Source organism: Rhizobium sp. BT-226, assembly GCF_025847085.2.
Lineage (GTDB): Bacteria > Pseudomonadota > Alphaproteobacteria > Rhizobiales > Rhizobiaceae > Rhizobium > Rhizobium sophorae.
Window position 1 is genome coordinate 454,592 of the sequence record NZ_JAOYTI010000001.1, and the last position, 22,775, is coordinate 477,366.

The following is a 22,775-nucleotide window of genomic DNA, read 5'->3' on the forward strand; positions in this document are numbered from 1 at the left end:
AAGAGGAGGAGACACGACTGCCCGTGACGCTATGGGTCCGCCGCCTGAAAGGCGACGGGCCGACCGGCTCAGACAAGCAAGAGATCTTTGAAGTGAAGTGCAGCGGAATTGTCGAGATCGGCGACATGGATTGCCCCGCCTGCTGCGCTTCCATCCGCATCATAGGATAGGATGCCGCTGGCCTGATCGTAGATCAGCTTGTCATCAGCCTCGAGCGCCTTCGTTCCCAGAACGAAATTCTCGGCCGAAAAGCTCGATGGTTTGAGCCCGGTGAAAATCGCATCGTCGAACACTAGCTTATCGCCTGCGGCTGAAGAGAAATCGACGATCTTGTCGACGCTTGTATTGCTGGGCTTCACATCGAAGACGAAGGAATCGGCTCCGCCTCCGCCCGTGAGAACGTCAGCACCGGCCTTGCCGATGAGCTTGTCGTTGCCGAGTCCGCCGACCAATCGATCGTTCCCTTTCCCGCCGTTGAGAAAATTGTTTCCGTCGTTGCCGGTGAGAACGTTGGCCGTATTGTTGCCTGTCGCGCTGAGATTGGCCGTACCGGTCAAGGTGAGGTTTTCGATCGTTCCGATCGCATGCGCCGTGTCCGCGAGGCTGAAGGAGATTGAAGCCTTGACGGTATCCGTTCCGCCGCCCCGGCTTTCGTCGACGATTTGATTCGCATTGGTCACGGTGAAGGTATCGTTGCCGGTGCCGCCATAGAGATGATTGGTGCTCGGCGGCGTGCTGGTACTGCCGCGTTCGATGTCGATGATAACGGGATGGTCGAGGACATCGAGCGTCAGGGACAAGACATTGCTGAGACTTTTGATCGCCGTCGTTCCGGTCACGGGGTCGAAGACCTTAACGGAGCCGAACGAGGCGCCGAGATTGACTTTGACGGCTGTCGTCGCGGCCTGAATGGCCGTGTCGGTGGACTGGTTCCAGATATCGGGCTCGTTCCAGATGATGATCTGGTAGCTTCCGTCCGATTTTTCCGTGAGCAAGCTGCGGGCCGAGGACGGCAGGCCGTCGATCGAATAATTGAGGGTTCCCGCGCTGAAGCTGGCCTTCGTCGCACCGTTGTCCTCAAGGATTGTGGTCAGATTGTGGATCGCCGTCGCCGCCGGCTTGGCCGAATAATCGAGATGAAAAAGGCCGAAATGCTTTTCTTGATTGGCGCCCTGCGGATCGGAATAGGCGTCCAGCAGCTCGTAGATGAAGGTCTGTTTCGAGCCGAGTGCGGCGCCGTCCATCAGCGTATTGAGCAGGAGCTTTGCCTGCGTCGCCTCACTGACGCCTTCCCACCCGCCATTGGTGTCGGCGGTGAGCGAGGTGTGGTATCCGGTCTCGGTGATCGCCAGCGGCTTGCCCGGATCGGCAGCGCGCTGAACGCCGGCTTCCCGGGAAAGCCATGAATATGGCTGGTCGCCATCCTTCGCATAGGTATGGATCGTCGTGTAGTCGGAGGCGGAAGCGACCGTATATCCGGTAAAGCCGAGGACCGGGATATTTTTCAGCAAGGGATCGGCGTTGACGGCGGCAGAGAGGTCTTTCTGATAGGCGAGCGCCGCAGCCTGGCCGCTCAGGCCATGATAGCTGACCGGCCAGTTGTTGACTTCGTTCGGTCCTTCGATGCCGACGACCGATCCGGGATGGGCCTGCACGAAGTCATGCAGCCGCTGGGCGACGGTCGCGGGGTCCACCTCTCGCTGGGCGCTGAAGACGAATTGCACGCCGGCTTCGGCTGCATCGCCGAGATGTGTTTGACCGTTGGGATCGGAAGCGGAGTTGGGGGCGTGATCGCGGACTGTATCAAGGCCAAGATAGTCGAGAGCCTTAACAACTTCTTCGACATTGGAATATTTTCCGTCGGTGTAGTCGATATGCGTGTCAATTCCAAAGGAACGAATAATATCGTTTATTCGAACGGCTTGAGCCAAAGTTTTTCTCCCAGTTTATGAGGGAATTGGCGATGGGAATTTATTCTTCACATTTCTGATGCCAATTCGATTTAATACACGAGGAGGACCGTGCAGTGCTGCCCGTTAACCATGATAAATTGTCCTGAATGTGGCCCGCGCCGGATCGGTTTTAATGCCGAACCTATGCTTGCATTTTTGCATCCAGCCGGCCGATCATGACCCAGTGAAACAGACGCATAGGCAGAATCTGGCGAAGTCCAACATGGCCCGGAGGATCCGATGACCGTTAATGTTCAATTCCGGTTTCGCAGCGGCTTGCTGTCGACGGCGTTCGACAATGTCCGTCTCCGCGGCAGTTGGGACGAGCAGGGCCGTCCCTCGAACGAGTGGGCATCTGTTCCGATGCAGCGCTCTCGCGACGAGGATGGTTATGATGTCTTCGTCGCCAGGGTTTCTTTTCCCGATGACGAGATCGGTACGCATTTTCGCTGGGGGATCGAAGTCGATCGCCCCGGCGCTTCAAGCCTGTGGGCAATCGCCGCCGAATTGGACGACGAGGCCTCGACGCGTCGCGAACGCTCCTTCGATCTCCAGCAGGGGATAGGGCCGCAGACCTATTATCTGACATGGATCGGCCGTCTGGGGGCCAACCGGGTTGAAAGGCGCAACAGTGTCGACGGCATTCGCTTTTCGGTCTGGGCGCCGAATGCGCGAGATGTCTTGCTCGTCCTCGCCGATCCGGCCATCGGCTACGTCGCCGACGACGGCACCGGAACGGTTGCAACCATCGGGATGCGCAGGACAGTTGATGGCTTCTGGAGCGTTGAAACCGGCGAAGACCACGGCCTTTCCGATTTCGACGGCATGGTCGGCACGCCCTATATGTACCGCATCACCAGGGATGATGGATCGCTCGCCTACCGCACGGATATCTGGTCGCTCATGCAGATCGGCGCCGGAGACTTCGATCCGGATGGAGCGAACTATCACGGATCGCCGGCCGCATTGGATGGACCGCAAAGCTGCTCGGTCGTCTGCGATCCGAAGCGGGTCGTACTTCCATCCGGGCAGGAGGTTGCCGCCGAGACGTTCTGGGCTGACGAATTCGTTGGAGGTCGAACACTTCCGGAGCGGCTCGAGGATCTGGTGATCTATGAATTGCACGTCGGCGCGCTCGGTTTCGGCAAGGCCGTGCCCGGCACGCTTGATGATGCCATCGCCTTCATCGAGCATCTTTCGGCACTCGGCGTCAACGCCGTGGAACTGCTGCCGATTGCGGAATTCGAAACGCGGGCCAACTGGGGTTACGGCACGTCGCATTTCTTTGCCGCCGACCAGGGGGCTGGCGGCACCGACCGGCTGAAGATGTTCGTCAAGATCTGCCACCAGCGCGGCATCGCCGTCATCCTCGATGTTTGTTACAATCACTTCGACCCGGACGGCGAACGGGCGCAATGGGCCTATGATTCCACCGATCACACCCGCAATATCTATTATTGGTATGAAGGACGCCCCGGCGATTACGGCGATCCGACAGGCGGCTACATCGATAACATCTCCACGGGATGGGCGCCTCGCTTCGATGAGGAAGCGGTGCGCCAGCTTTTCATCTCCAGCGCGGCGTTCCTCGTCTCCGTCTGCCATATCGATGGTTTCCGGCTCGATCAGACAAGTTCGATCCATCAATATCCGGTCCTGCATGCCGACGGCCGGCGCGCCGATCGGGCCGCAGCCTTCGGCGCCAAATTCCTGAAGCAATGGACCCGCACGATGCGGCTGATCAAGCCGCAGCTTTTCCTGACGGCCGAGGACTATTCGGACTGGTCGGCGATGACCGAGCCGAGCCTGACTGGCGACGGGCTCGGCTTCGATGCGACCTGGTACGGCGATTTTCATCACAACCTCGTCGAATATCACGGGGGCGCGCAGGCGCAGCTGTTGAAGAATGCCGGCTTCGGGGACAAGCGGGCGCTGACCATGTCGTCTCTTGCCGGCGCATTGCAGACGAGCGCGCGATCTAAGGTGGTCTATAACCAGTCGCATGACGATTGCGGCAATCGTGAAGGATCGGCGCGAACCGCCGTTATCGCCGTCAATTTTGCGCCGATCGTCGGTGAGACAAGGGCGTGGGCTGAGGCGAGATCCCGGTTTGCGGCGGCGATGACGCTGCTATCGGCCGGCACGCCGATGTTTTTCATGGGCGAGGAAATCGGCGCCCAGAAGCCCTATCGCTACAATGATTTCCTTGAGAACCGGGAGAATATTCTCGGCGAAGCTGATGGTAACGGGGCAGGGATGCTCAGCTGTTATCGCGATCTGATCGCGCTCAGCGTCCATCAGGATGCCATTCGCTCGCGCAACATCGACATTCCCCTGGTTCACGACGAAAATCGGGTGATCGCGTTTCATCGATGGAATGACGGCGAGGATTTCCTTGTTGTGGGGTCGCTGAGCGACTCGCCCTTCGAACACGGATATCGGCTGCACAGCGAACGTCTGGGCGATGATCTCTGGGAGGAGATCTTCAATACCGATGCTGACAAATATGGCGGATGGAACGTCGGCAACGGCGGCGGAAGGATCAGAGCCACGGCGGGAGTGCTGAATGCCGTGTTGCCGGCGTCAGGCGTTCTGGTCTTCCGTAGGCTGTGACGCGCCACGCCCGGAACGGTCAGACAAAGCCGAGCGGCAGATTTTCCACTTTCCTGTCATTGCCGTAGTCGCGCTCATGCGGCGAGCGACGGCGGCCGTCGCGGCGAGCGGAAAGATCGATCCGGTTTTCAGCGAAAATTCCATCGGGCCAGGTGCCGGTGTCATGGCAATCGGCGTCGATCTTGGGGGCAAGGATTTTCAGGATCATCGGGGGTTCCTCCAGGCGGAGCATCAACATTGGAAATGGGCGTCCGGTTCCTTTTATAAGTCCAGAATTACTAATAAATTAACCATAAGCGTGGGAGCGAGGCGCGCGGCGGCATTCGATCCGGTCCCTCGCGAAAGGGTGAAATTTAATGGATGATTGATGACGAGGACATCGACGCCAGCATCCCCTCGGTCGCCCGGATCAGCCGCGCCGTGCGTGCCATCACCTCGGTTCCGGCCTCCGTCTCGGCAATCGCGGTTGCCAGACCGTCCAGTCCGTCCGCCACCTGGATCAGTTTCGGCAGCATATCGGCCCGTCCGACCGCCTCAGTCGATCTGGCGAGCTTACGCAACGCTTCCGAATAGCTCGATATCAAAGCGAGTTTCTGATCTGCGGGAGTGGTAGAGAACGAGCGTTTCTCGGAAAGCGACAGCGGCAATTTCGGCGACCTGTTGAACTGCGTGTGAACTCGCATAGGCGTTTTTTGTTCCGAGTTGGCCCATTGCTCGCTGACCCATCGCCTTGCCCTGAAATGGCGTTGCCGTGGAACTCCGGACCTGGATGGCCGTTGAGGTTCATGAAACACAGGAGGTTTCCATGCAGCTGATCGATACGCGAGTTACACAGGCCGGCGACATCTTTACCGTCGAATTCCTGGGCGAGGGAGGAGAATCGATTTCCGTCAAAATCGACAACTCCCATGGCGAACTCGATGAGACGACGGCGGTCGACCGCGCCAAGGTCATGATGGTTCAGCTGACCGCCTTTACCGGGGCGGAAGCAGACGGCAGCATCAACCGCTACGATGCCTTGAGCAACGGCAATTTCGACGAAGGCAGCAAAGGCCTGATCGGTCAGCCGAGTGCGCGTTCGGCCGGTGATAGCGAAACGCTGGAGGAGGAACTCAACGAGGGCCTGGAGGACAGCTTTCCGGCAAGCGACCCCGTCTCGGCAACGGTCTCGTCCATCCCCGCCAACGCACCACGGCATTGATTTCACCGCAGTTTCAATTCCAAATGCTAGAAGAAGGCTGCCCGGTTCGCGCGGGCAGCCTTCTTCTTGCATGACAGATTGATGTCAAAACTGAGAAACAGCTGAAAACTTCAGCTGTGTGATTGACATGGGAGCCTTCTAGAGAGGGCACGAGAAGGGAGCGCCGGTGAGGCGCTGCCGACCTCTCGGAGACGCGCCCCATGAAAATCATTCAGATCACTGACACTCATTTCAGCCCCGACAAGCCGCATTTCAACGGCAACTGGGCGCCGCTTCTGAGCTGGATCGAAGAGACCGGCGCGGACTTGATCGTCCATACCGGCGATCTCACCGTCGATGGCGCCGACAAGGACGCGGATATTACCTTCTCGATGGACCTGATGCGTCAGGTGTCGATCCCGATGCTGATCGTCCCCGGCAATCACGATGTCGGCCACCTCAAGGGATCAGACCAGCCCGTCAATGCCGAGCGTCTGGCGCGCTGGCGAAGCCTTGCCGGCGAGGACCGCTGGCTGGAGGATTCGGCCGGCTGGCGCTTCATCGGATTGAACTCATTACTTCTCGGCCATGAGGATGCCGAGGAGGAGGCGCAGTTCGAATGGCTCGATCAGGCGCTGTCCGGCAGGGCAGGGCGGCGCGTAGCGTTGTTCGCGCACAAGCCGCTCTTCGTCGATGCCCCCGACGAAGGCGATACCGGATATTGGAGCGTTCGCCCGGCTCAGCGCCGGCGGCTCTATGATCTGATTGCTGCCCATGACGTGGCGCTGTTTGCGAGCGGCCACCTCCACTGGGCCTGGCAGGGGCGCTTTGACAATACCCAGCTGATATGGGGTCCCTCGGCCGCTTTCATCATCGACAAGATGGAGCGCGAGATGCCGGGCGAGCGCCTGATCGGCGCCGTCGTCCACGAGTTCGATACGGCAGTCGAAAGCACGATCGTCACCGTTCCCGGCATGACCGCGCATGTGCTCGACGATGTCGTGCATGACGTCTACCCCCAGGCGGTCAAGCAGCGGGAACCCGTCGAATGAGCGCGCTCTCGCTTCGCGGTATCACCAAGGCTTTCGGCGGCAACCAGATCCTTGATGGCGTCAGCCTGGATGTCGCCGCCGGCGAATTCATCGCGCTGGTCGGCCCTTCCGGCTGCGGCAAGAGCACGCTGTTGCGCGTCCTTGCCGGCCTCGACCACGCCGACCAGGGAGAGATCCTGATCGGCGGGCAGGATATGTCCGGCGTTGCGGCCGCCGATCGCAACATCGCCATGGTCTTTCAGTCCTACGCGCTTTATCCGCATCTGACGGCCTCTGAGAACATCGCCGTGCCCTTGGCGATGCGCCGGCTGTCGAGGATGCAGCGGCTGCCCTTCATCGGGTCATTGATGCCGGGCCAGCGCGCCACCCGCAGGGCGATCGCCCGTGACGTCAGGGATATGGCGACGTCGCTGAAGATCGATCATCTGCTTGACCGCAAGCCCGGCCAGATGTCGGGCGGCCAGCGTCAGCGCGTGGCGCTGGCCCGCGCCATGGTGCGCCAGCCGAGCATCTTCCTGATGGACGAGCCGCTCTCCAATCTCGATGCCAATCTGCGCGTTCACGCCCGCGGCGAGATCGTCGACCTGCATCGCCGCGCCGGCGTGCCGACGCTCTATGTCACCCACGACCAGGCGGAAGCGCTTTCCATGGCCGACCGTGTCGCCGTGATGATGGGCGGAAAGTTGCTGCAGATCGCCAGCCCCGAGGTCATCTACGATGATCCCGCCCATATCGAGGTCGCCCGCTTCATCGGCCAGCCGCGCATCAATCTGCTGCCGGCCTTTGCCGAAGGCGGCGTCATTCTCTGCGGCGGCCTGCGCCTGACGCTTGAAAATGCGCGCGACGGGAAGATGCCGGTCACGCTCGCCATTCGCCCCGAATTCGTCTTTCTTTCCAAGAACCGGCATGACGGCCTTGCCGCCCGGATCGAACGTGTCGAATTCCTGGGCTCCGAAGTCATCCTCCATTGCCGGCTCGAGGCGATCGGCGAGACTATCGTTGCCAAGGTTCAGCCGGCCGAAGCCTCCGGCCTGGTGGCCGGCGATCCGGTCGGGTTGCGGCTTTCGCCCGGCCGCACGCTGATTTTTGCCGAGGACGGCAGCCGGCTGGCCGGCGGCGTAGCAACGGGTGATGCCGGGCTCGGCGCTGCCGATGCAGGGCTCGCCAATAGCGACGCCCAGCGGGAGAGGGCGCATGGCTAGCATCGTCTCCATGGCCGTGTCACACGATGCCGCCGTGGCGCATCGGCGCAGCGAAGCCCGCATCGCCTGGATGCTGGTGATGCCGGCTATGATCCTGCTGTTCCTCTTCGCGCTTTTGCCGGTTGTATCAGTCATCGTGCTCGGCTTCACCGATTTCGAACTCGGCTACGGCAAGTTCCGTTTCGTCGGCTTCGAGAATTACGCGCACCTGATCACCGACCGGACGTTTCGCAAGTCGCTGTGGAATACCACGGTGTACACGGCGCTCGTCGCACCGATCTCGATTCTTCTCGGCCTCGGCATCGCCGTGCTGATCGAGAGCGAGACCAAGGCGCGCAGCTTCTTCCGCACCGCCTATTTCCTGCCGGTCGCTTCGCTGATCGTCGCCATGGCGACCGTCTGGCAATATATGTTCCACCCCACAATCGGCCCGCTCAACGCGCTGCTGGCCCTCGTCGGGCTTCCAGGCCCGAACTGGCTCGGCAGTTCCGGCACGGTGCTCTACAGCCTCTCGATCATCGGCGTCTGGCAATCGGCCGGCTTCAACATGGTGCTGTTCCTCGCCGGGCTGACGGCGATCCCGCGCGAGCTTTATGCGGCAGCCGAGGTGGATGGCGCCAGATCCTCCCTCGACCGTTTTCTGCTCGTCACCTGGCCGATGCTCGGGCCGACGACGCTCTTCGTCATCACCATCAGCATCACCAATTCAGTCAAGGTCTTCGAGACTGTGAAGACGCTGACCGAGGGCGGCCCGAACAAGGCGTCGGAAGTGCTGCTCTTCACCATCTACCAGGAAGGCTTCGTCTATCTGCGCGTCGGTTATGCCTCGGCGATGACGGTGGTCTTTCTGCTGATCCTGGTGGTGCTGATGTTCCTGCAGTACCGCGTTCTCGATCGCCGGGTGCATTACACATGACGAACGCTTTTTCCCTCGGCAGGATCATCCGTCTCACCTTGCTTTCCCTCGGCGCGATGATCTTCCTGTCGCCCTATGTCTTCATGATCTCGACGGCAGGCAAGGCCCAAAGCGACATCTTCACCTCGTCGCTGTCGTTGATCCCGGCGCACTTCACCTATGTCGAAAATTTCGCCAAGGCCTTGAGCCGAGTGCCGATGGCACGGCTGCTGTGGAACGGCGTCGTCGTCTGCGGGCTGATCTTCTTCTTCCAGGTGCTCGTGGCGATCCCCTGCGCCTATGCCATGGCGAAGCTGCGCTTCGGTGCGGCCCGCGCCATGATGGTGCTGGTCATGCTCGGCCTGCTGGTGCCGATCCATGCGACGGCGCTGCCGCTCTATGTCGCTTTCAACAGCGCCTCGCTGCTCAACAGCTATGCCGCCCTTGTCGCACCCTTCACCATTTCGGTGTTCGCGATTTTCATGTTCCTGCAGTTCTTCCGCGCCATGCCGGATGATCTCATCCACGCCGCCCGTCTCGACGGCATGTCGGAGCTCGGCATCGTCGCCCGCGTCATCGTGCCGAATGCCTGGCCTGCTGTGACCGCCTTTGCCATCTTCTCGGTCGTCGCCCATTGGAACGACCTCTACTGGCCGCTGATCGTCATCAGCAAGCAGGAATACGCCACGCCGCCGCTGGGCCTCATGTATTTCCGCGCCGCCGAGGCCGGCGACGACTACGGCGCGCTGATGGCGGCGACCCTCATCATTACCCTTCCCCTCGTCGCCGCCTTCCTGCTTGCGCAGAAGCGGTTCGTCGAGGGCATCACCATGACCGGTCTCAAAGGCTGACCGGTTTCAACCCAGGAGAACGAGCGATGAAACATATCACCCAGCTTCTCGCCGCAGCGGCCGTATCCTTGGCAATCGCGCTTCCCGCGCATGCCGAGACGACGCTGACGGTTCACTACCCGATGCCGGGCTTCTTCAAGGACGTGATGGACACGATCTCGAAGAAATTCATGGAAGAAAACCCGGATATCAAGATCCAGTTCGCCAGCCCCTCGGCGACCTATGAAGAAGGCATCCAGACGATCCTTCGCCAGGTCGGCACCAGTGAAATGCCCGATGTCACCTTCATCGGCCTCAACCGCCTGCGCATGCTCGACGAACGTGACGTCGCCGTCGACCTCGGTCCGCTCGTCCAGAAGGACGGCAACATGGCCGAGCAGGGCTTCTCCGACACGATCCTCAAGCTTGCCCAGGTCAAGGGCAAGCAGGTTGGTCTGGCCTTCGCGACCTCCAACCCGATCATGTATTACAACGCCGATCTCGTGAAGGCGGCCGGTGGCGATCCTGAAAACCCACCGAAAACCTGGGATGAGGTCATCGCGCTCGGCGGCAAGATCAAGGCGCTCGGCAATGGCGTCGACGGCATCGATTACCGCTGGCAGGGCGACGACTGGATGTTTTCGGCACTGCTCTTCGGCGCCGGCGGCAAGATGCTGAGCGACGACGAAAGCAAGGTTGCCTTCAACGGCCCGGAAGGTCAGAAGGCCGTCGAGGTCCTGCATCGCCTGGTCACCGAAGGCGGCATGCCTGTGTTCACCAAACCCGCCGGCGAACAGGCATTCGCAGCCGGCAAGGTCGGTTTCGAGTTCCAGACGACGGGCGCGCTGCGCAATACGATCAAGAATGTCGGCAACAAGTTCGATCTGCGCACCGCCAAGATCCCGCTGATCGATCCGGTGAACGGCCGCCTGCCGACCGGCGGCAACGCCGTCGTCATCCTGACGCATGATGCCGCCAAGCAGGATGCTGCCTGGAAGTTCGCCAAATTCGCCGCCGGCCCTTATGGTGCTTCGGTCGTCGTGCCCGGCACCGGTTATGTCCCGAACAACGAGCTTGCCGCCAAGTCACCCGATTATCTCGGTGACTTCTACAAACAGAACCCACTGTTTCAGGCAGGCCTCAGCCAGATGCCGGTGATGATCCCATGGTATGCCTTCCCCGGCTCGAACGGCGTCAAGGTCACGCAGACGATCGTCGACAACCTCTCGCGCATCGTCGACCAGTCGGCCGAACCGAAGGAAGCGCTCGACGACGCAGCCGCCGATGTCGAGGGCATGCTGCCGCGCAGCTGATCTCCTTCCTCATTAGGCATAAGGCAGAGGCCGCCATGCCGAGCGCGTGGCGGCCTCTTCTTTTCCCTAGCTTCTCAGATGGCGCGCACCGTGCCGCCGCGGCGAAGCGTATAGGCGACGTCGAGATGGCGGGCGGGCGCGGCATTCTCCGCCATGTCGAGCAGCAGCGAGGCGGCCGTCGCCCCCATGCTGGCATCCGGCATTTCGATGGTCGTCAGCGGTGGATCGATCAGCCGGCCGATGGCAATGCCGTCGAAGCCGGCGACCGAAACATCCCCAGGGACCGACAGCCCCTCGCGCTTCAGCGCGCCGATGACGCCGAGCGCCAGGAGATCGTTGGAGGCGATGATCGCCGTCGGCGCAAGCGAGCTCATCGCGACGCCAAGATCGAGCTGGTCGTAGCCGCTGACGAAGGGGATCTGCACGGCATCGAGCGGTGTCAGCCCGTTCTCAGCCATAGCGTCGAGATAACCGCGGTAGCGAAGCTGGGCGCGGTCGGAGGCGGCGAAATTGCCGGAGAGAAACAGAATGCGGCGATGGCCCATGCCGATCAGGAATGTCGTGATCTCGCGGCCTGCGCCGCGATTGTCGGCAGTGACGGCCGCCGGAAACTGCCCTGTCGGCAGGTTGTTGAGCAGCACGGTCGGCGGGAGCTTCGCAAGCAGCGCCTCGCTGGTGGATGGATCGCAGACGGTGAGGATTAGCCCGGTCGGCCGGTCGTTCAAGAGTGCGGCGACGGCATCGGCCTCGCGCGCCGGATCGTAGTTCGACTGGGCGATCAAGACGCCGTGGCCGGCCACCAGCATGCGGTTCTGGATGCTCGACAGCGACGAGGCAAAGACCGGATTGGTGATGCTCGGGATCAGCACGCCGACCACAGGCCTGCGTCCCAGCCGCCCTGCAGACAGGCCGGCCGGGCGATAGCCCAGTTCTGCAGCCGCACGGCGCACCTTGCGCACCATCAGGTCGCTGGCCGGTCCGTTGCGGTTGAGAACCCTGCTTGCGGTCGCCAGCGAGCATCCTGCCCGGAACGCGACCTGCTCCAATGTCGCCATCGAAAACGCCTCCTGGTGACAGCATCGAGGCGCAATCCCTTAGGCGGGTTCGATGACATTGGTCTGACACCCAGAGCATGATGCCGAAAAGTGTGAGCGGTTTTCGGACGACATCATGCTCTAACTATATAATGTAGAACAGGATTCAGATTTTAAGCCGACCGGGCCTAAAATCATCCTGTTCTAGGCAGAGTTATCTACTTCTTATTCATTACACACATGGAAGTTGATGGGAAATGCAACCTGTGGAATAGTCAGATTGACGCCATCGACCCCCTTCATTCTCATCACCTGGACAAGAATGTCTCACAAAAAAATGGAATGCTCCACGGTGTGGTGGTTTCTCGCGACGGTCTCCCTCGTCGCGAACTTCACGTCGCCAGCCTATGCGGACAGCCCGTCCGTGCCCTGGCCACAAACGCAAAGCGACATCCAAGCCGACCCCCATGTGCGTTTCGGCATGCTCGCCAACGGCATGCGGTTTGCGATCATGCGCAATGTCACGCCGCCCGGACAGGCAGCGATCCGTTTTCGCATTGACTCAGGTTCGCTCGACGAAAACGACAACCAGCAGGGTCTGGCGCATGTTCTCGAGCACATGGCCTTCAAGGGTTCGACACATGTCGCCGAAGGAGAGATGATCCGTGTCTTGCAGCGCAAGGGTTTGGCCTTCGGGCCGGACACCAACGCCCATACCTCTTATGACGAGACTGTCTATGCACTCGATCTGCCCGAGGTCGATGCAGACACGGTTTCGACGGGCCTGATGCTGATGCGAGAAACGGCGAGCGAGCTGACCCTCGACGCCAGCGCCTTCGATCGCGAACGCGGCGTCATCCTGTCGGAGGAGCGGCTGCGCGACACGCCGCAGTATCGCGCGGCGCTCGAAATCATGAATTCGTTGCTCGCCGGTAAGCGCGCGACCATGCGGGCGCCGATCGGTAAAGTCGACATCATCAGCAATGCGCCTGTCGCCCTTGTCCGTGATTATTACCGGGCCAATTACCGACCCGATCGGGCAACGCTGGTGGTGGTGGGCGATGTCGACCCCGTCGCCATGGAAACCGAAATCCGGCAGCGCTTCGGCGACTGGAAGGCTGTGGATCCGACGCCGACAAAACCGGATCTCGGCACGCTGGTGACGAAAGGCGAAAGCGCCGACCTCATCGTTGTTCCCGGCGGCATGACGAGCGTACAGGTCGCCTGGACACGTCTCTATGACGCCGCGCCTGACACCTTCGCCAAGCGCCGCGCTGAGCTCATTGAAAATCTCGGTCTCATGGTGCTCAATCGCCGGGTGAGCACCATCGCCGGCAAGGCGGATGCTCCATTCATCAGTGCGGGCATCGGCTCTCAGGATCTCCTCGATTCCGCTCATGTCGTCCTGATCGCGGCGAACTCCGAGCCGGACAAATGGCCGGCGGCGCTCACGGCCATTGACCAGGAACAGCGTCGTATCCAGAAGTTCGGCGCTACGCAGGCGGAAATCGATCGCGAAATTCTCGACTATCGCTCGGCCCTGCAGGCTGCTGCGGCCGGAGCCGCGACGCGCACGACCACCGACGTCGCTTCCATGCTGTTGAGCAGTGTCGATGACGATCAAGTCTTCACCTCGCCTGCCGAAGACCTCTCGCTGTTCGAGACGATGACGAACGGCGTCACGGCGGTCGAGGTCAATCAGGCCCTGCAGCGTGCGTTCTCCGGCAACGGTCCGCAGGTCGTGCTACAGACGGCCCAATCACCTGAGGGCGGAGCCGACGCGGTTCGACAAGTCTACGATGCGTCAAATGCCGTTGCCGTCTCGGCACTATCCAGTGCAGCTGACGTCGCCTGGCCCTACGCCCATTTCGGCGCGCCAGGCGCTGTGGTCGAACGCCGCGCCGTTGACGATCTCGGCTTGACCTTGGTGCGCTTTTCCAACGGCGTGCGGCTTACCGTCAAGCCAACCAAGCTGCGTGCCAACGAAGTGCTGGTGCGTGAAGATATCGGCGGTGGTCGGCTGGACCTGCCGCACGACCGTTCCGCCCCGATCTGGGCATCTCCGGCCGTCGTGCTGTCCGGCGTGAAGGCCATGGACTACCAGGATATCCAGAAAGCGCTGACGGCCAACATCGTCAGCATCGATTTCTCGGTAGGCGACAGCTCCTTCAGGTTCGATGGTCGTACAAGGACTGAAGATCTTGCGACGCAACTGCAGCTCATGACCGCATACACCTCCGATCCCGCCTATCGCCCCGAGGCGTTCAAGCGTGTGCAGCAAGCCTATTTGAGCGGTCTCGATCAGTATGAGGCGACGCCCGGCGGCATTGTCAGCCGCGATTTCCCAAGTCTCGTGCATTCGGGCGACCCGCGCTGGACCTTCCCCGATCGCGCGCAGTTGTCGGCCGCTCATCCAGAGGATTTCGAGGCGCTGTTCCAACCTATGATCTCCAACGGCCCGATCGATATCACCATCGTCGGCGACGTGACGGTGGATGACGCGATCCGACTGACGGCCGAAACCTTTGGCGCCTTGCCGCCGCGCCCGGAGATGATGTCGAGCAACGATCGGAACGACGTGCGTTTTCCGGTGACGAACGAGAAGCCCGTTGTGGAGGCCCATAAGGGCAGGGCGGATAGCGCCGCCGCCGCGGTAGGGGCTCCGATTGGCGATTTGCATTCCGACCTGCCGCGGTCCTTCACCGCCAATCTCGCCACCCAGATTTTCCAAAACAGGTTGGTCGATCAGTTTCGCATCGCAGAAGGAGCAAGCTATGTGCTGGAGGGCGATGCTGACCTGTCAAGTGAAGTCCCTGGCTATGGCTACGCATATTTCTACGTCGAGACAGACCCGGCAAAGGTCGCGCGCTTCTACGCACTCGTCGACGAGATCGCCAAGGATCTGCGGTCGCAAGATGTCACCCCGGACGAACTCGCGCGCGCCCGGGAACCCATCATCGAGACACTGAAGCATCAGCAGCAGGGTAACGAATATTGGATTGAATATTTGCGCGGCGCTCAGACGGATTCGCGCGGCTTAGACCGGATACGCGACAATCTCAGCGGCTACGACAGGGTCGCCGCCGCAGATATCCGCGCGTTTGCCACGACTTATTTCAGCCCGGAAAAATTCTGGAAATTCGAAGTGCTGCCGCCGGCGGTGCGATAGGTCGTGGGCACGGCTCAGGAACGGCGTTTGACCACGCGCATGTTCATCTCCCCGCGAAGCGCAAAGCCATGTGTCTTGTAGAGCGAAATGGCCGATGTGTTCGCCGCATAGGCGTGCAGATAGGCTGCGTCGCCGCTCGATGCGATTTCGCCGGCAACGAAGCGGAAGAGCAGGGTGCCGAGGCCGCGTCCCTGGACATCGGGATGGGTGCAAAGCCCGCTGAGCTCGATGAAGCCTGTCTGACGCATCCGTTGTCCGGCCATCGCCACCAGGCGGCCTTCGCTCTTGATCCCCCAGAAGCTGCCGAGGCTTTGGGCTCGCAATGTGAACGGCCCAGGTTTGGTCAGTGTCGCCAAATCAAGCATGTCGGCGGCATCGGCCTCCGTCAGCGGCTGGATGCGAGAATCCGAAATCCTCTCATGGTGCCGCTCGGCAATCATCTGGACCACCGATGCTTCCGCGACGACGGCAAGACCCGATGGGATGGCGATCGGCCGGGATTCGACGAGAATCATGCTCTCCTCCGGCGAAGGCAGGTTCTCCAGGGCATCGAGGCTCTCCGGCGTATCGTCGGCTGACGCTGCGAAAGGAACGATGGAGGGTGGGTATCGCCGCGCGGACTTGCCACCTTCGGCAAGATCGGCATGCGCGGTCTCGAGTGCGCTCCAGATCGGTCGGTCGAGAATATGTTTCACTGTGTTTCCTCCTTGGCGGCGTTGCGGCGCGCAAGCGGCACCGCCGCAAGCCCGTCCTCGATGGCCGCGAGCTGTTCGAGGATCGGCCCGTCGAGATCGCCGCAGAGATCGGCAACGGCGGCGGCGATGCGCGGCCAGATCACCTTTTTCGAATGATCGACGAGGTCCTGTCCCTTGTCGGTCAGCGAGACCAGTCTGCGACGCTGATCATCCGGGGCCGGCTGCATGTCGACGTAACCGAGTTCGAGAAGCTGGCCGATGGTGCGCGTTGCGCCGGGCTGAGTGATACCCACCGCCTGCGCAAGCTCGCCGATCGTCAGTGGCCCGGCCCGGTCGATCGCTGCAAGGAATGGATATTGGCCTGCCTGGATGCCAAGGCCCGCCTCATCGATGATCTGCTGCGTATCGGCCTGCAGCCTTTCTCCGATGCGCCGCAGCCGGCTGCCCATGCATAGAAACCCGAGTGTTCTGACCACATCCTCGACCATGCCGATCTCCATTTGTATTGGGTGTTATATAACGTGTTATGGATTAAATGGCAATTCGTCTGCGAGGGTGGTCGGCAGATGAGGCCAGGGGAAGGGCGGCACATGCAAATGTCTCGATCAGCCCCGCCATTTCCTGGCCATCAGAAACACCGCCAGCACGCAGCTGAGCAGGCCAAGGGACAGTGGCAGACCCTGATGTCCGATCAGTTGCATCGCCAGTCCTGTCGCGGGCGAGCCGACGATGCCGCCGATGCCCCATACCAAGGCGAAGGCCGCGTTGCCGGCGATCAGAGCCTGGCCGGTGAACCGCTCGCCGAGTTGAATCAGCGACAGGGTGTAGATCCCGAATGAGACCCCGCCCCAGAGGAAAACGAGCGGCCAGATAAACCACGAATTGAAGGCCGACGGCAGCAGCAGGCAGCCGGCGAGGCAAGCCAGGACGCAGAAGAGCATGATCCGCGTCGAGCCGAACCGTTCGGCCAAGCGCCCAAGTAAAATCTGCAGCACGGCATTGCCGGCGATGAAACAGGTGATGAGCGAAGCGATACGCTCCTCGGCACTGCCGAGTGCTGCGCCATAGACCGCGAACAGGGAAAGCAGGATCTGCTCGAAGGCGGCAGCGGTGAAAACCGCAAACAACAGCAGCGGCGCCAGTGCGAAGAAGCGGCCGACCGATGTTGCCTCGCCTTCGTCAGGCATCTCAGGCAGGTGTGGGACGACCGCAAGCACGATCAGGCCGCAGAGGAGGAGGGCCGCAATACCGATCACGAAGGGTGGCCAACCCTCAGTGCCGGTGAGCCAGAGCGACAGCGGGCCGACGGCGAAGCCGCCCGAAACGACCGACGAATAGAGTCCCATGATCCGGCCCCGCCGCGGCGCCGGCGTGATCGTGATCAGCCAGGTCTCGCTGATCACGTAAAGCGGATTGGCGAAGACGCCGAGCAGGAAGCGCAATGGCATCCAGGCCCACACGTCCTCAGCCCAGGCGATCGCAATCAGGGTGAGGGCGGCCAGGATCGAACACAGGATCGCCAGCCGCGCCCCACCCACGCGCCGCGAAAGCGCCGGAATGACGGGCGCCGATAGGATGAAACCCAGCGGCGTCATCGCCGCCGACAGGCCGATCAGGCCCGATGTCGTTCCCTGCCGCTCCAGAATGAAGCTGAGCAGCGGATAGGTCAGCCCCTGCGCCACGGCGAACACCGTCACGGTCGCGATGATACCCGCCATCGCGGCCCAAGGGATCCGGTCCTCTCGCGCTAATTTGATGCTTTCGGCAGTCATGCAGATGTCCTCATCAGACCGTATGGTTTGACGGGCCGGGGCGTCAAAGAGGATGAATTCTGCACGAGGCTGGGAGCGTCGTACTTAAGCTCTTCCAAAAAGTTCTCAAAAACGTCCAAAGGGACTAAACAGGTCACCACCGCAATTCAGCCGGACATCATCAGGACCATCAGGAAATGAGTGCCTCACTTTCCTTTCTCGACCTTCCCGATCACCTCGCCGATGGGCGCTTGCCCCGTGCGGTGATCTTCGAAGTCGCTCACGGCAGCACCTATCCCGGCAAGGACAGCAGCGGCTACGCTTTGGCCGCTGACGCCATCCGCGCTGCGAGTGAGGAGGATGCCCCACTCGTCGAGCACTGGGATTTCGATCTCGGTGGGCTGCTGTTCGACGGCAGGCCGGTCTTATGCATCGACGTTGGAGACATCCAGACCACCCTGCATGACAATGCCGGCAACCGGGCCCGGATCGAGGCGAAGACGCGCGAGGTCCTGGCATTGCCGGCCATACCGATCCTGCTCGGCGGCGACTGTTCCGTGACCATTCCCTTCCTCACCGGCTTTGCGGATCACGGGCCGGTCTGGGTCCTGCAGATCGATGCCCATATCGACTGGCGCGACGAGGTGCATGGCGAACGCTACGGCTATTCAAGCCCGATGCGTCGGGCGAGCGAGATGCCGCATGTCGCCGGCATGGTCCAGGTCGGCCTCCGCAGCGTCGGCAGCGCAGGCCTCGCCGACATCGAAGCGGCGCGGGCCTACGGCAGCCACTTCGTGACCGCCCGCGAGGTTCACGCCGAGGGCGTCAAAGCCGCTCTCCGGCATATTCCGAGGGAGCGCGGGTCGTTGTCACCCTCGACTGCGACAGTCTCGATCCCAGCATTATGCCGGGCGTTGCGGCGCGTACGCCCGGCGGCCTCACCTACACTGAGGTGATTGACCTGATCGCGGGCCTCGGCAGGCGGGCCAGGATTGCAGGATTCGACCTTGTCGAGCTCTATCCTCCCGCCGATATTGATGGCCTGTCGGCCCTGACCGCCGCGCGCCTTCTCGTCAATTTAATCGGCGCCATCGTCCGGCAAGATTGAAACTCTGCTCGCTCTGGCAGCAAGCAGAGCATGGTGCGGCGCGTTTTCGCTTCTAGGCGACCTTGCCCAGACGCGGTTCCGTCCCGGTCAGTAGCCGCCGAATGTTGGTGCGATGGCGGGCAATCACGTAAATGCCGCCTGCGATCACCAGCAGCCGATAGGGCAGCGGTTGTTCCAAACCGCAGACGAGAGCGATGGCCGTCAACGCCGCCAGCATGGAGCTCAGGGAAACAATCCGGAAGGCCGCCAGGGCAACGCCAAAAACCGCCACAGCGCCCAAACCTACGGGCCATGACATCGCCAGCAACACGCCGAGCCCCGTGGCAACCGACTTGCCTCCCGTAAAGTTGAGCCAGACCGAACGGCCATGGCCTAACAACACGGCAAGTCCCGCCAGGCAAACAGCCCAAGGCGCCGAGCTTTGCAGATAGAGCGCCGTCGGTGGCGTGGCTGATGAGACTGTCAAGAACCAGGGATAAAACCACCGGGCAAAGATGACTGCTCCTACACCTTTCAGCACATCGATCAGCAGAACCACCAATGCAGGCCATTTGCCCAGCGTTCGCAATACGTTCGTTGCTCCGGTGGATTTTGAGCCGTGCTCCCGGATATCGATGCCCTTGAGCAGTTTGCCCGCCAGATAGCCCGTCGGTGTGGAACCGAAGAGATAAGCGATCGCCAATCCAACCGCACCCGCTGTCCAGAAAATCATGGGAGTCACCTCGACGCTCTATTTTCAGGCAGTCATCATTTGGTTGTCACCGCCATCAGCCACTAGAACACGATTTACACTGCCCGCGTCCTCAATGCCACGCGGCCTAAGCGACGAACAGTTCCACTCAAGCTTTAAAGACTCTAGGATGCGCCCCATGCAGGGATCACGCTTTGCCTTTGGTCCGTTCGTGCTTGATCCGGTGGCGGGAACGCTCCTTCGGAGCGATGATCCCGTCGCGGTCGGCCATCGCGGGCTGAAGCTGCTTGCCGCACTCGTCGAACGATCCGGCGAAATCCTCGGCAAGGCCGAGTTGATGGACGCTGCTTGGCCGGGCAGGGCCGTCGAGGAGGGCAATCTCACCGTCCAGATCGCACAGCTGCGCAAGCTGCTTGGTCCGGCCGCCGACGGCGGTGAATGGATCTCCACGGTTCCGCGCATCGGCTACCGCTTCATAGGCGCCGTCAACCAGTTGGGCGGCGTGAAGCGAAAACCTTTGCCGCTGCCCGACAAACCATCGATATCAGTGCTGCCCTTCGTGAATATTAGCAACGATCCCGAGCAGGAATCCTTCGCGGACGGGCTGACCGAGGACCTCATCACCGACCTCTCCAGGATGCCGGGTCTGTTCGTCATCGCCCGCAAATCGGCCTTCGCCTACAAGGGCAAGGCTATGGATGTGCGGCAGATCGCCGAGGAACTCGGCGTGCGCTACCTGCTGCAGGGCAGCGCGAGACGCGTCGAGGCGCGCGTGCGCATAAACGCCCAGCTGGTCGACGCGGTGGGTGGCGATCATCTATGGGCGGAACGCTTCGATCGCAGCCTGGAGGATATTTTTGCCGTTCAGGACGAGGTGACTGGTAAGATCGTCGAGGCGCTGCTCGGCCGGCTGCGCGCACCGCCGCCGCGCAACCGGCCCAAAAATATCGAGGCTTACGATCTCTGCGTGCAGGCGCGCAGGCTGATGGACGACACGCCGCAGGCGGCGCGGGAAGCGCATCTGATGCTGGCGCGCGCGATTTCGCTCGATCCTGATTATGCCGAGGCCTATCGCTGGCTTGCCATGAACCACTGGATGGGAGAGGTGCATTCCGGCGGACCAACGCAACCCACCCGTGACCTTGCCTTGGGGCTGGCGCGCAAAGCCGTCGGGATCGATCCCAACGATGCCGGCTGCCGCTGGATCCTGGCTTACCTGCTTGCCTATGAGCGCAGCTTCGACGAGGCGGAGGCGGAATTTGCCAAGGCGATCGAACTCGACCCGAACGAGGCCGACACCTTCGCGGCGCTATCCGACATCGCGGTCCTGGCCGGGCGGGTCGGGGAGGGCCTAGAGCATATCGCCAAGGCCTTCCGATTGAACCCGTTTCCGGCAAGCTGGTACTATCTGGCGCTCGGCCAGGCGCAATATGCTGCCGGCCAATACGCAACCGCTGTCGAGACGCTGCGCAACGACGAGACCTATCGCACGAGCTCACGCCGTTTCCTGGCGGCAAGTCTTGCCCAACTCGGCCGGCTCGACGAGGCACGCGCCGAGGCCGAACTGTTTCTCGTCGCCAACCCGCATTTTTCAACCCGCCACTGGGCGGCGACCGAGCCATTCCGCGACGCTCGGACGCTTGAGCATTTCGTTGACGGCTACCGCAAGGCGGGACTTCCGGAGTGACGCGCCGCAAAAAAACCATTGCCATCCGGCCGTCGATCACCTTTGAGGAACATGTAGAAGGGAGCTGTCACCATCATTACGGATGGGCGTCGGCGAGCCTTCGAGCATTTGCTCTCGGAGTGAGGTTCCCGCACCGGGACGGGTCGGAGAGTGTCGTGTCTTGCCAAATAAGAGCCATATTCGAACGAAGACCAAGATGCTCGTCGACCTGATAGGCGAAAGGTTCGAACGGCAGCGGTCGGGCGCGACTCAAAATTAAGCTTGAGAACAAGACCCAGTTGCAAAGGCTCGAGCTGAAGTTCTAGTCTGCAGGCGCCTGGGGAAACTTCAAATGTCAGCTTTGTCTCGCGTACTTATAGCAGGCGCTCTGTCTGTGACACTTGCTTCCAATTGCTTTGCCGAGAGCCCAACTTCTTCGGGAACCGGCTTCACTGTGATCGGTGACGGCTGGCTCATGACAAACGCTCACGTCGTCCAAGGCTGTGAGCGGATCGAAGTGAAGGGGAAGGGCGATGCGTCCGATCCTCGCATCGACGCGACAAATGACCTTGCCCTCGTAAAGGTTCAATCAACCGTCCCCCTCAAACCGGTAGTCTTCCGTCAAGCGCCGACTCGTCTGGGAGAAGATATCGTTGCCGTCGGTTATCCGTTGGCGAGCTTGCTCGCGGATTCCGTCAAGGTCACGACCGGGAACGTCAATGCGCTCGCCGGGCTTCGAAACGACACACGCTACATACAGATTTCGACGCCGATACAGCCGGGCAATTCGGGAGGCCCGGTTGTCGACCGCGACGGATTCTTGCTCGGGATCACAAGCGCTACATTCTCGAAGCAGGCTGCTGACGAAATTGGCATTACGGCGCAAAACATCAACTTTGCCATCCGCGCATCGGTTGCTGATTTATTCATGCAGTCGCAGAGCATAGTCGGTCAGTCCGGTGGTCGAGCCGCCGATCGGCAACCAATGTCTACAGCCGACCTTTCGGACAAGGTGACGCCTTCTGTATTCCAGATCCTTTGCTACGGGAAGCCCGAGGAGCAGGCGTCGATCACGCCTTCAGGCGCGGCGACAAGCCTACCCACGCCGTCGGCGTCGGCTCTCATCGACGCCCGCGGTTATGACGCAATCGGGTTCGACTATCGGACCATCAAGGACGTTACTTTCGCCAGCTGCCATGAAATCTGCGAGGGCGACAGCCAATGCAAAGCGATCACGTACAATACGAAGTACCGCGCTTGCTTCCTTAAGGACAACGTCGTGGCGCTTATCCGAAACGGCGACGCGGTGGCAGCGTATTCGTCGGCGAAGGCAGCCGACGTTATTATGTCTGACTTCACAAGCTACAGCGGCATGGATCTGCCGGGTGGCGACTACAAGCGGCTCCGCGAAAGCAACTATCTCCAATGCTTTACGGCCTGCATTGGCGACAATTCATGCAAAGCCTTCTCGTACGTGCCGAAGAAGTCCGAATGCTGGCTCAAGGATACGTTAGGGCGTCCGAAGGCAACCAAGGGCGTCGAGCTTGGCGTGAAATGACACGGCATGAATGTTCACTCGGCCAGCCCGCCGGGTCGAACTGTTCCTCATCGCCTCTTCGTTGCC

At 61.2% G+C, this 22,775-nt stretch carries 17 protein-coding genes and 2 pseudogenes; 11 read left to right on the forward strand and 8 right to left on the reverse strand.

The features are described from left to right. Nucleotides 1-68 precede the first annotated feature (68 nt). Nucleotides 69-1,931, reverse strand: coding sequence for a calcium-binding protein (locus OIU37_RS02460; RefSeq protein WP_264255425.1), 1,863 nt, complete (start codon nucleotides 1,929-1,931; stop codon nucleotides 69-71). A gap of 261 nt (nucleotides 1,932-2,192) precedes the next feature. On the opposite strand from OIU37_RS02460, the gene OIU37_RS02465 reads away from it, so the two are divergent. After that, nucleotides 2,193-4,565, forward strand: coding sequence for an alpha-amylase family glycosyl hydrolase (locus OIU37_RS02465; RefSeq protein ID WP_264255426.1), 2,373 nt, complete (start codon nucleotides 2,193-2,195; stop codon nucleotides 4,563-4,565). Nucleotides 4,566-4,584: 19 nt separating this feature from the next. Here OIU37_RS02465 and OIU37_RS02470 read toward each other — a convergent pair whose 3' ends face one another. Both OIU37_RS02470 and OIU37_RS02475 read right to left on the reverse strand, forming a co-directional pair. Continuing rightward, a complete protein-coding gene (locus OIU37_RS02470) occupies nucleotides 4,585-4,773 on the reverse strand; it encodes a hypothetical protein (RefSeq protein WP_029875172.1) in 189 nt (62 codons plus the stop codon). A gap of 145 nt (nucleotides 4,774-4,918) precedes the next feature. Further along, a pseudogene (locus OIU37_RS02475) lies at nucleotides 4,919-5,276 on the reverse strand (hypothetical protein). Between the two features lie 94 nt (nucleotides 5,277-5,370). Here OIU37_RS02475 and OIU37_RS02480 point away from each other — a divergent pair. From OIU37_RS02480 to OIU37_RS02505, 6 genes are all read left to right on the forward strand, one after another. Beyond that, nucleotides 5,371-5,766, forward strand: coding sequence for a hypothetical protein (locus OIU37_RS02480; RefSeq protein ID WP_264255432.1), 396 nt, complete (start codon nucleotides 5,371-5,373; stop codon nucleotides 5,764-5,766). Between the two features lie 200 nt (nucleotides 5,767-5,966). Then, nucleotides 5,967-6,797: a metallophosphoesterase gene (locus OIU37_RS02485; protein ID WP_264255433.1), complete on the forward strand. Its 831-nt coding sequence runs from the start codon at nucleotides 5,967-5,969 to the stop codon at nucleotides 6,795-6,797. Further along, the gene (locus OIU37_RS02490) at nucleotides 6,794-7,999 is read left to right on the forward strand and encodes an ABC transporter ATP-binding protein (RefSeq protein ID WP_264255434.1); all 1,206 of its coding nucleotides are present in this window, start codon (nucleotides 6,794-6,796) and stop codon (nucleotides 7,997-7,999) included. Before OIU37_RS02485 ends, OIU37_RS02490 begins: the two co-directional genes overlap by 4 nt. Then, nucleotides 7,992-8,915 carry a carbohydrate ABC transporter permease gene (locus tag OIU37_RS02495; protein ID WP_264255436.1) on the forward strand — a complete coding sequence of 308 codons (924 nt, stop codon included), beginning with the start codon at nucleotides 7,992-7,994 and terminating at the stop codon, nucleotides 8,913-8,915. The genes OIU37_RS02490 and OIU37_RS02495 overlap by 8 nt, the downstream gene beginning before the upstream one ends. Beyond that, nucleotides 8,912-9,745, forward strand: a complete 834-nt coding sequence (locus tag OIU37_RS02500; protein ID WP_264255438.1) for a carbohydrate ABC transporter permease — start codon at nucleotides 8,912-8,914, stop codon at nucleotides 9,743-9,745. Before OIU37_RS02495 ends, OIU37_RS02500 begins: the two co-directional genes overlap by 4 nt. Before the next feature lie 26 nt (nucleotides 9,746-9,771). Further along, entirely contained in the window at nucleotides 9,772-11,037 is a 1,266-nt protein-coding gene (locus OIU37_RS02505; protein ID WP_264255440.1) for an ABC transporter substrate-binding protein, read from the forward strand. Between the two features lie 74 nt (nucleotides 11,038-11,111). Here OIU37_RS02505 and OIU37_RS02510 read toward each other — a convergent pair whose 3' ends face one another. Continuing rightward, nucleotides 11,112-12,092: a substrate-binding domain-containing protein gene (locus tag OIU37_RS02510; protein ID WP_264255442.1), complete on the reverse strand. Its 981-nt coding sequence runs from the start codon at nucleotides 12,090-12,092 to the stop codon at nucleotides 11,112-11,114. 229 nt (nucleotides 12,093-12,321) lie between these two features. Here OIU37_RS02510 and OIU37_RS02515 point away from each other — a divergent pair, with 229 nt between their 5' ends. Next, a complete protein-coding gene (locus tag OIU37_RS02515) occupies nucleotides 12,322-15,240 on the forward strand; it encodes a pitrilysin family protein (protein WP_264255444.1) in 2,919 nt (972 codons plus the stop codon). A gap of 14 nt (nucleotides 15,241-15,254) precedes the next feature. On the opposite strand, the gene OIU37_RS02520 is transcribed toward OIU37_RS02515, so the two are convergent. From OIU37_RS02520 to OIU37_RS02530, 3 genes are all read right to left on the reverse strand, one after another. Further along, nucleotides 15,255-15,935, reverse strand: a complete 681-nt coding sequence (locus OIU37_RS02520) for a GNAT family N-acetyltransferase (protein WP_264255446.1) — start codon at nucleotides 15,933-15,935, stop codon at nucleotides 15,255-15,257. Then, entirely contained in the window at nucleotides 15,932-16,423 is a 492-nt protein-coding gene (locus OIU37_RS02525; RefSeq protein WP_171602466.1) for a MarR family winged helix-turn-helix transcriptional regulator, read from the reverse strand. Before OIU37_RS02525 ends, OIU37_RS02520 begins: the two co-directional genes overlap by 4 nt. A gap of 117 nt (nucleotides 16,424-16,540) precedes the next feature. After that, nucleotides 16,541-17,707: an MFS transporter gene (locus tag OIU37_RS02530; RefSeq protein WP_171602467.1), complete on the reverse strand. Its 1,167-nt coding sequence runs from the start codon at nucleotides 17,705-17,707 to the stop codon at nucleotides 16,541-16,543. Between the two features lie 176 nt (nucleotides 17,708-17,883). On the opposite strand from OIU37_RS02530, the pseudogene OIU37_RS02535 reads away from it, so the two are divergent. Beyond that, nucleotides 17,884-18,794 (forward strand): annotated as a pseudogene (locus OIU37_RS02535) (agmatinase). A gap of 52 nt (nucleotides 18,795-18,846) precedes the next feature. On the opposite strand, the gene plsY reads toward OIU37_RS02535, so the two are convergent. After that, on the reverse strand, nucleotides 18,847-19,506 hold the full coding sequence (plsY, locus tag OIU37_RS02540; protein ID WP_171602468.1) for a glycerol-3-phosphate 1-O-acyltransferase PlsY: 660 nt from the start codon (nucleotides 19,504-19,506) through the stop codon (nucleotides 18,847-18,849). A gap of 157 nt (nucleotides 19,507-19,663) precedes the next feature. On the opposite strand from plsY, the gene OIU37_RS02545 reads away from it, so the two are divergent. Next, entirely contained in the window at nucleotides 19,664-21,172 is a 1,509-nt protein-coding gene (locus tag OIU37_RS02545) for a winged helix-turn-helix domain-containing tetratricopeptide repeat protein (protein WP_264255451.1), read from the forward strand. 331 nt (nucleotides 21,173-21,503) lie between these two features. Further along, nucleotides 21,504-22,709, forward strand: coding sequence for a trypsin-like peptidase domain-containing protein (locus OIU37_RS02550; RefSeq protein WP_264255452.1), 1,206 nt, complete (start codon nucleotides 21,504-21,506; stop codon nucleotides 22,707-22,709). Nucleotides 22,710-22,775: the final 66 nt, after the last annotated feature.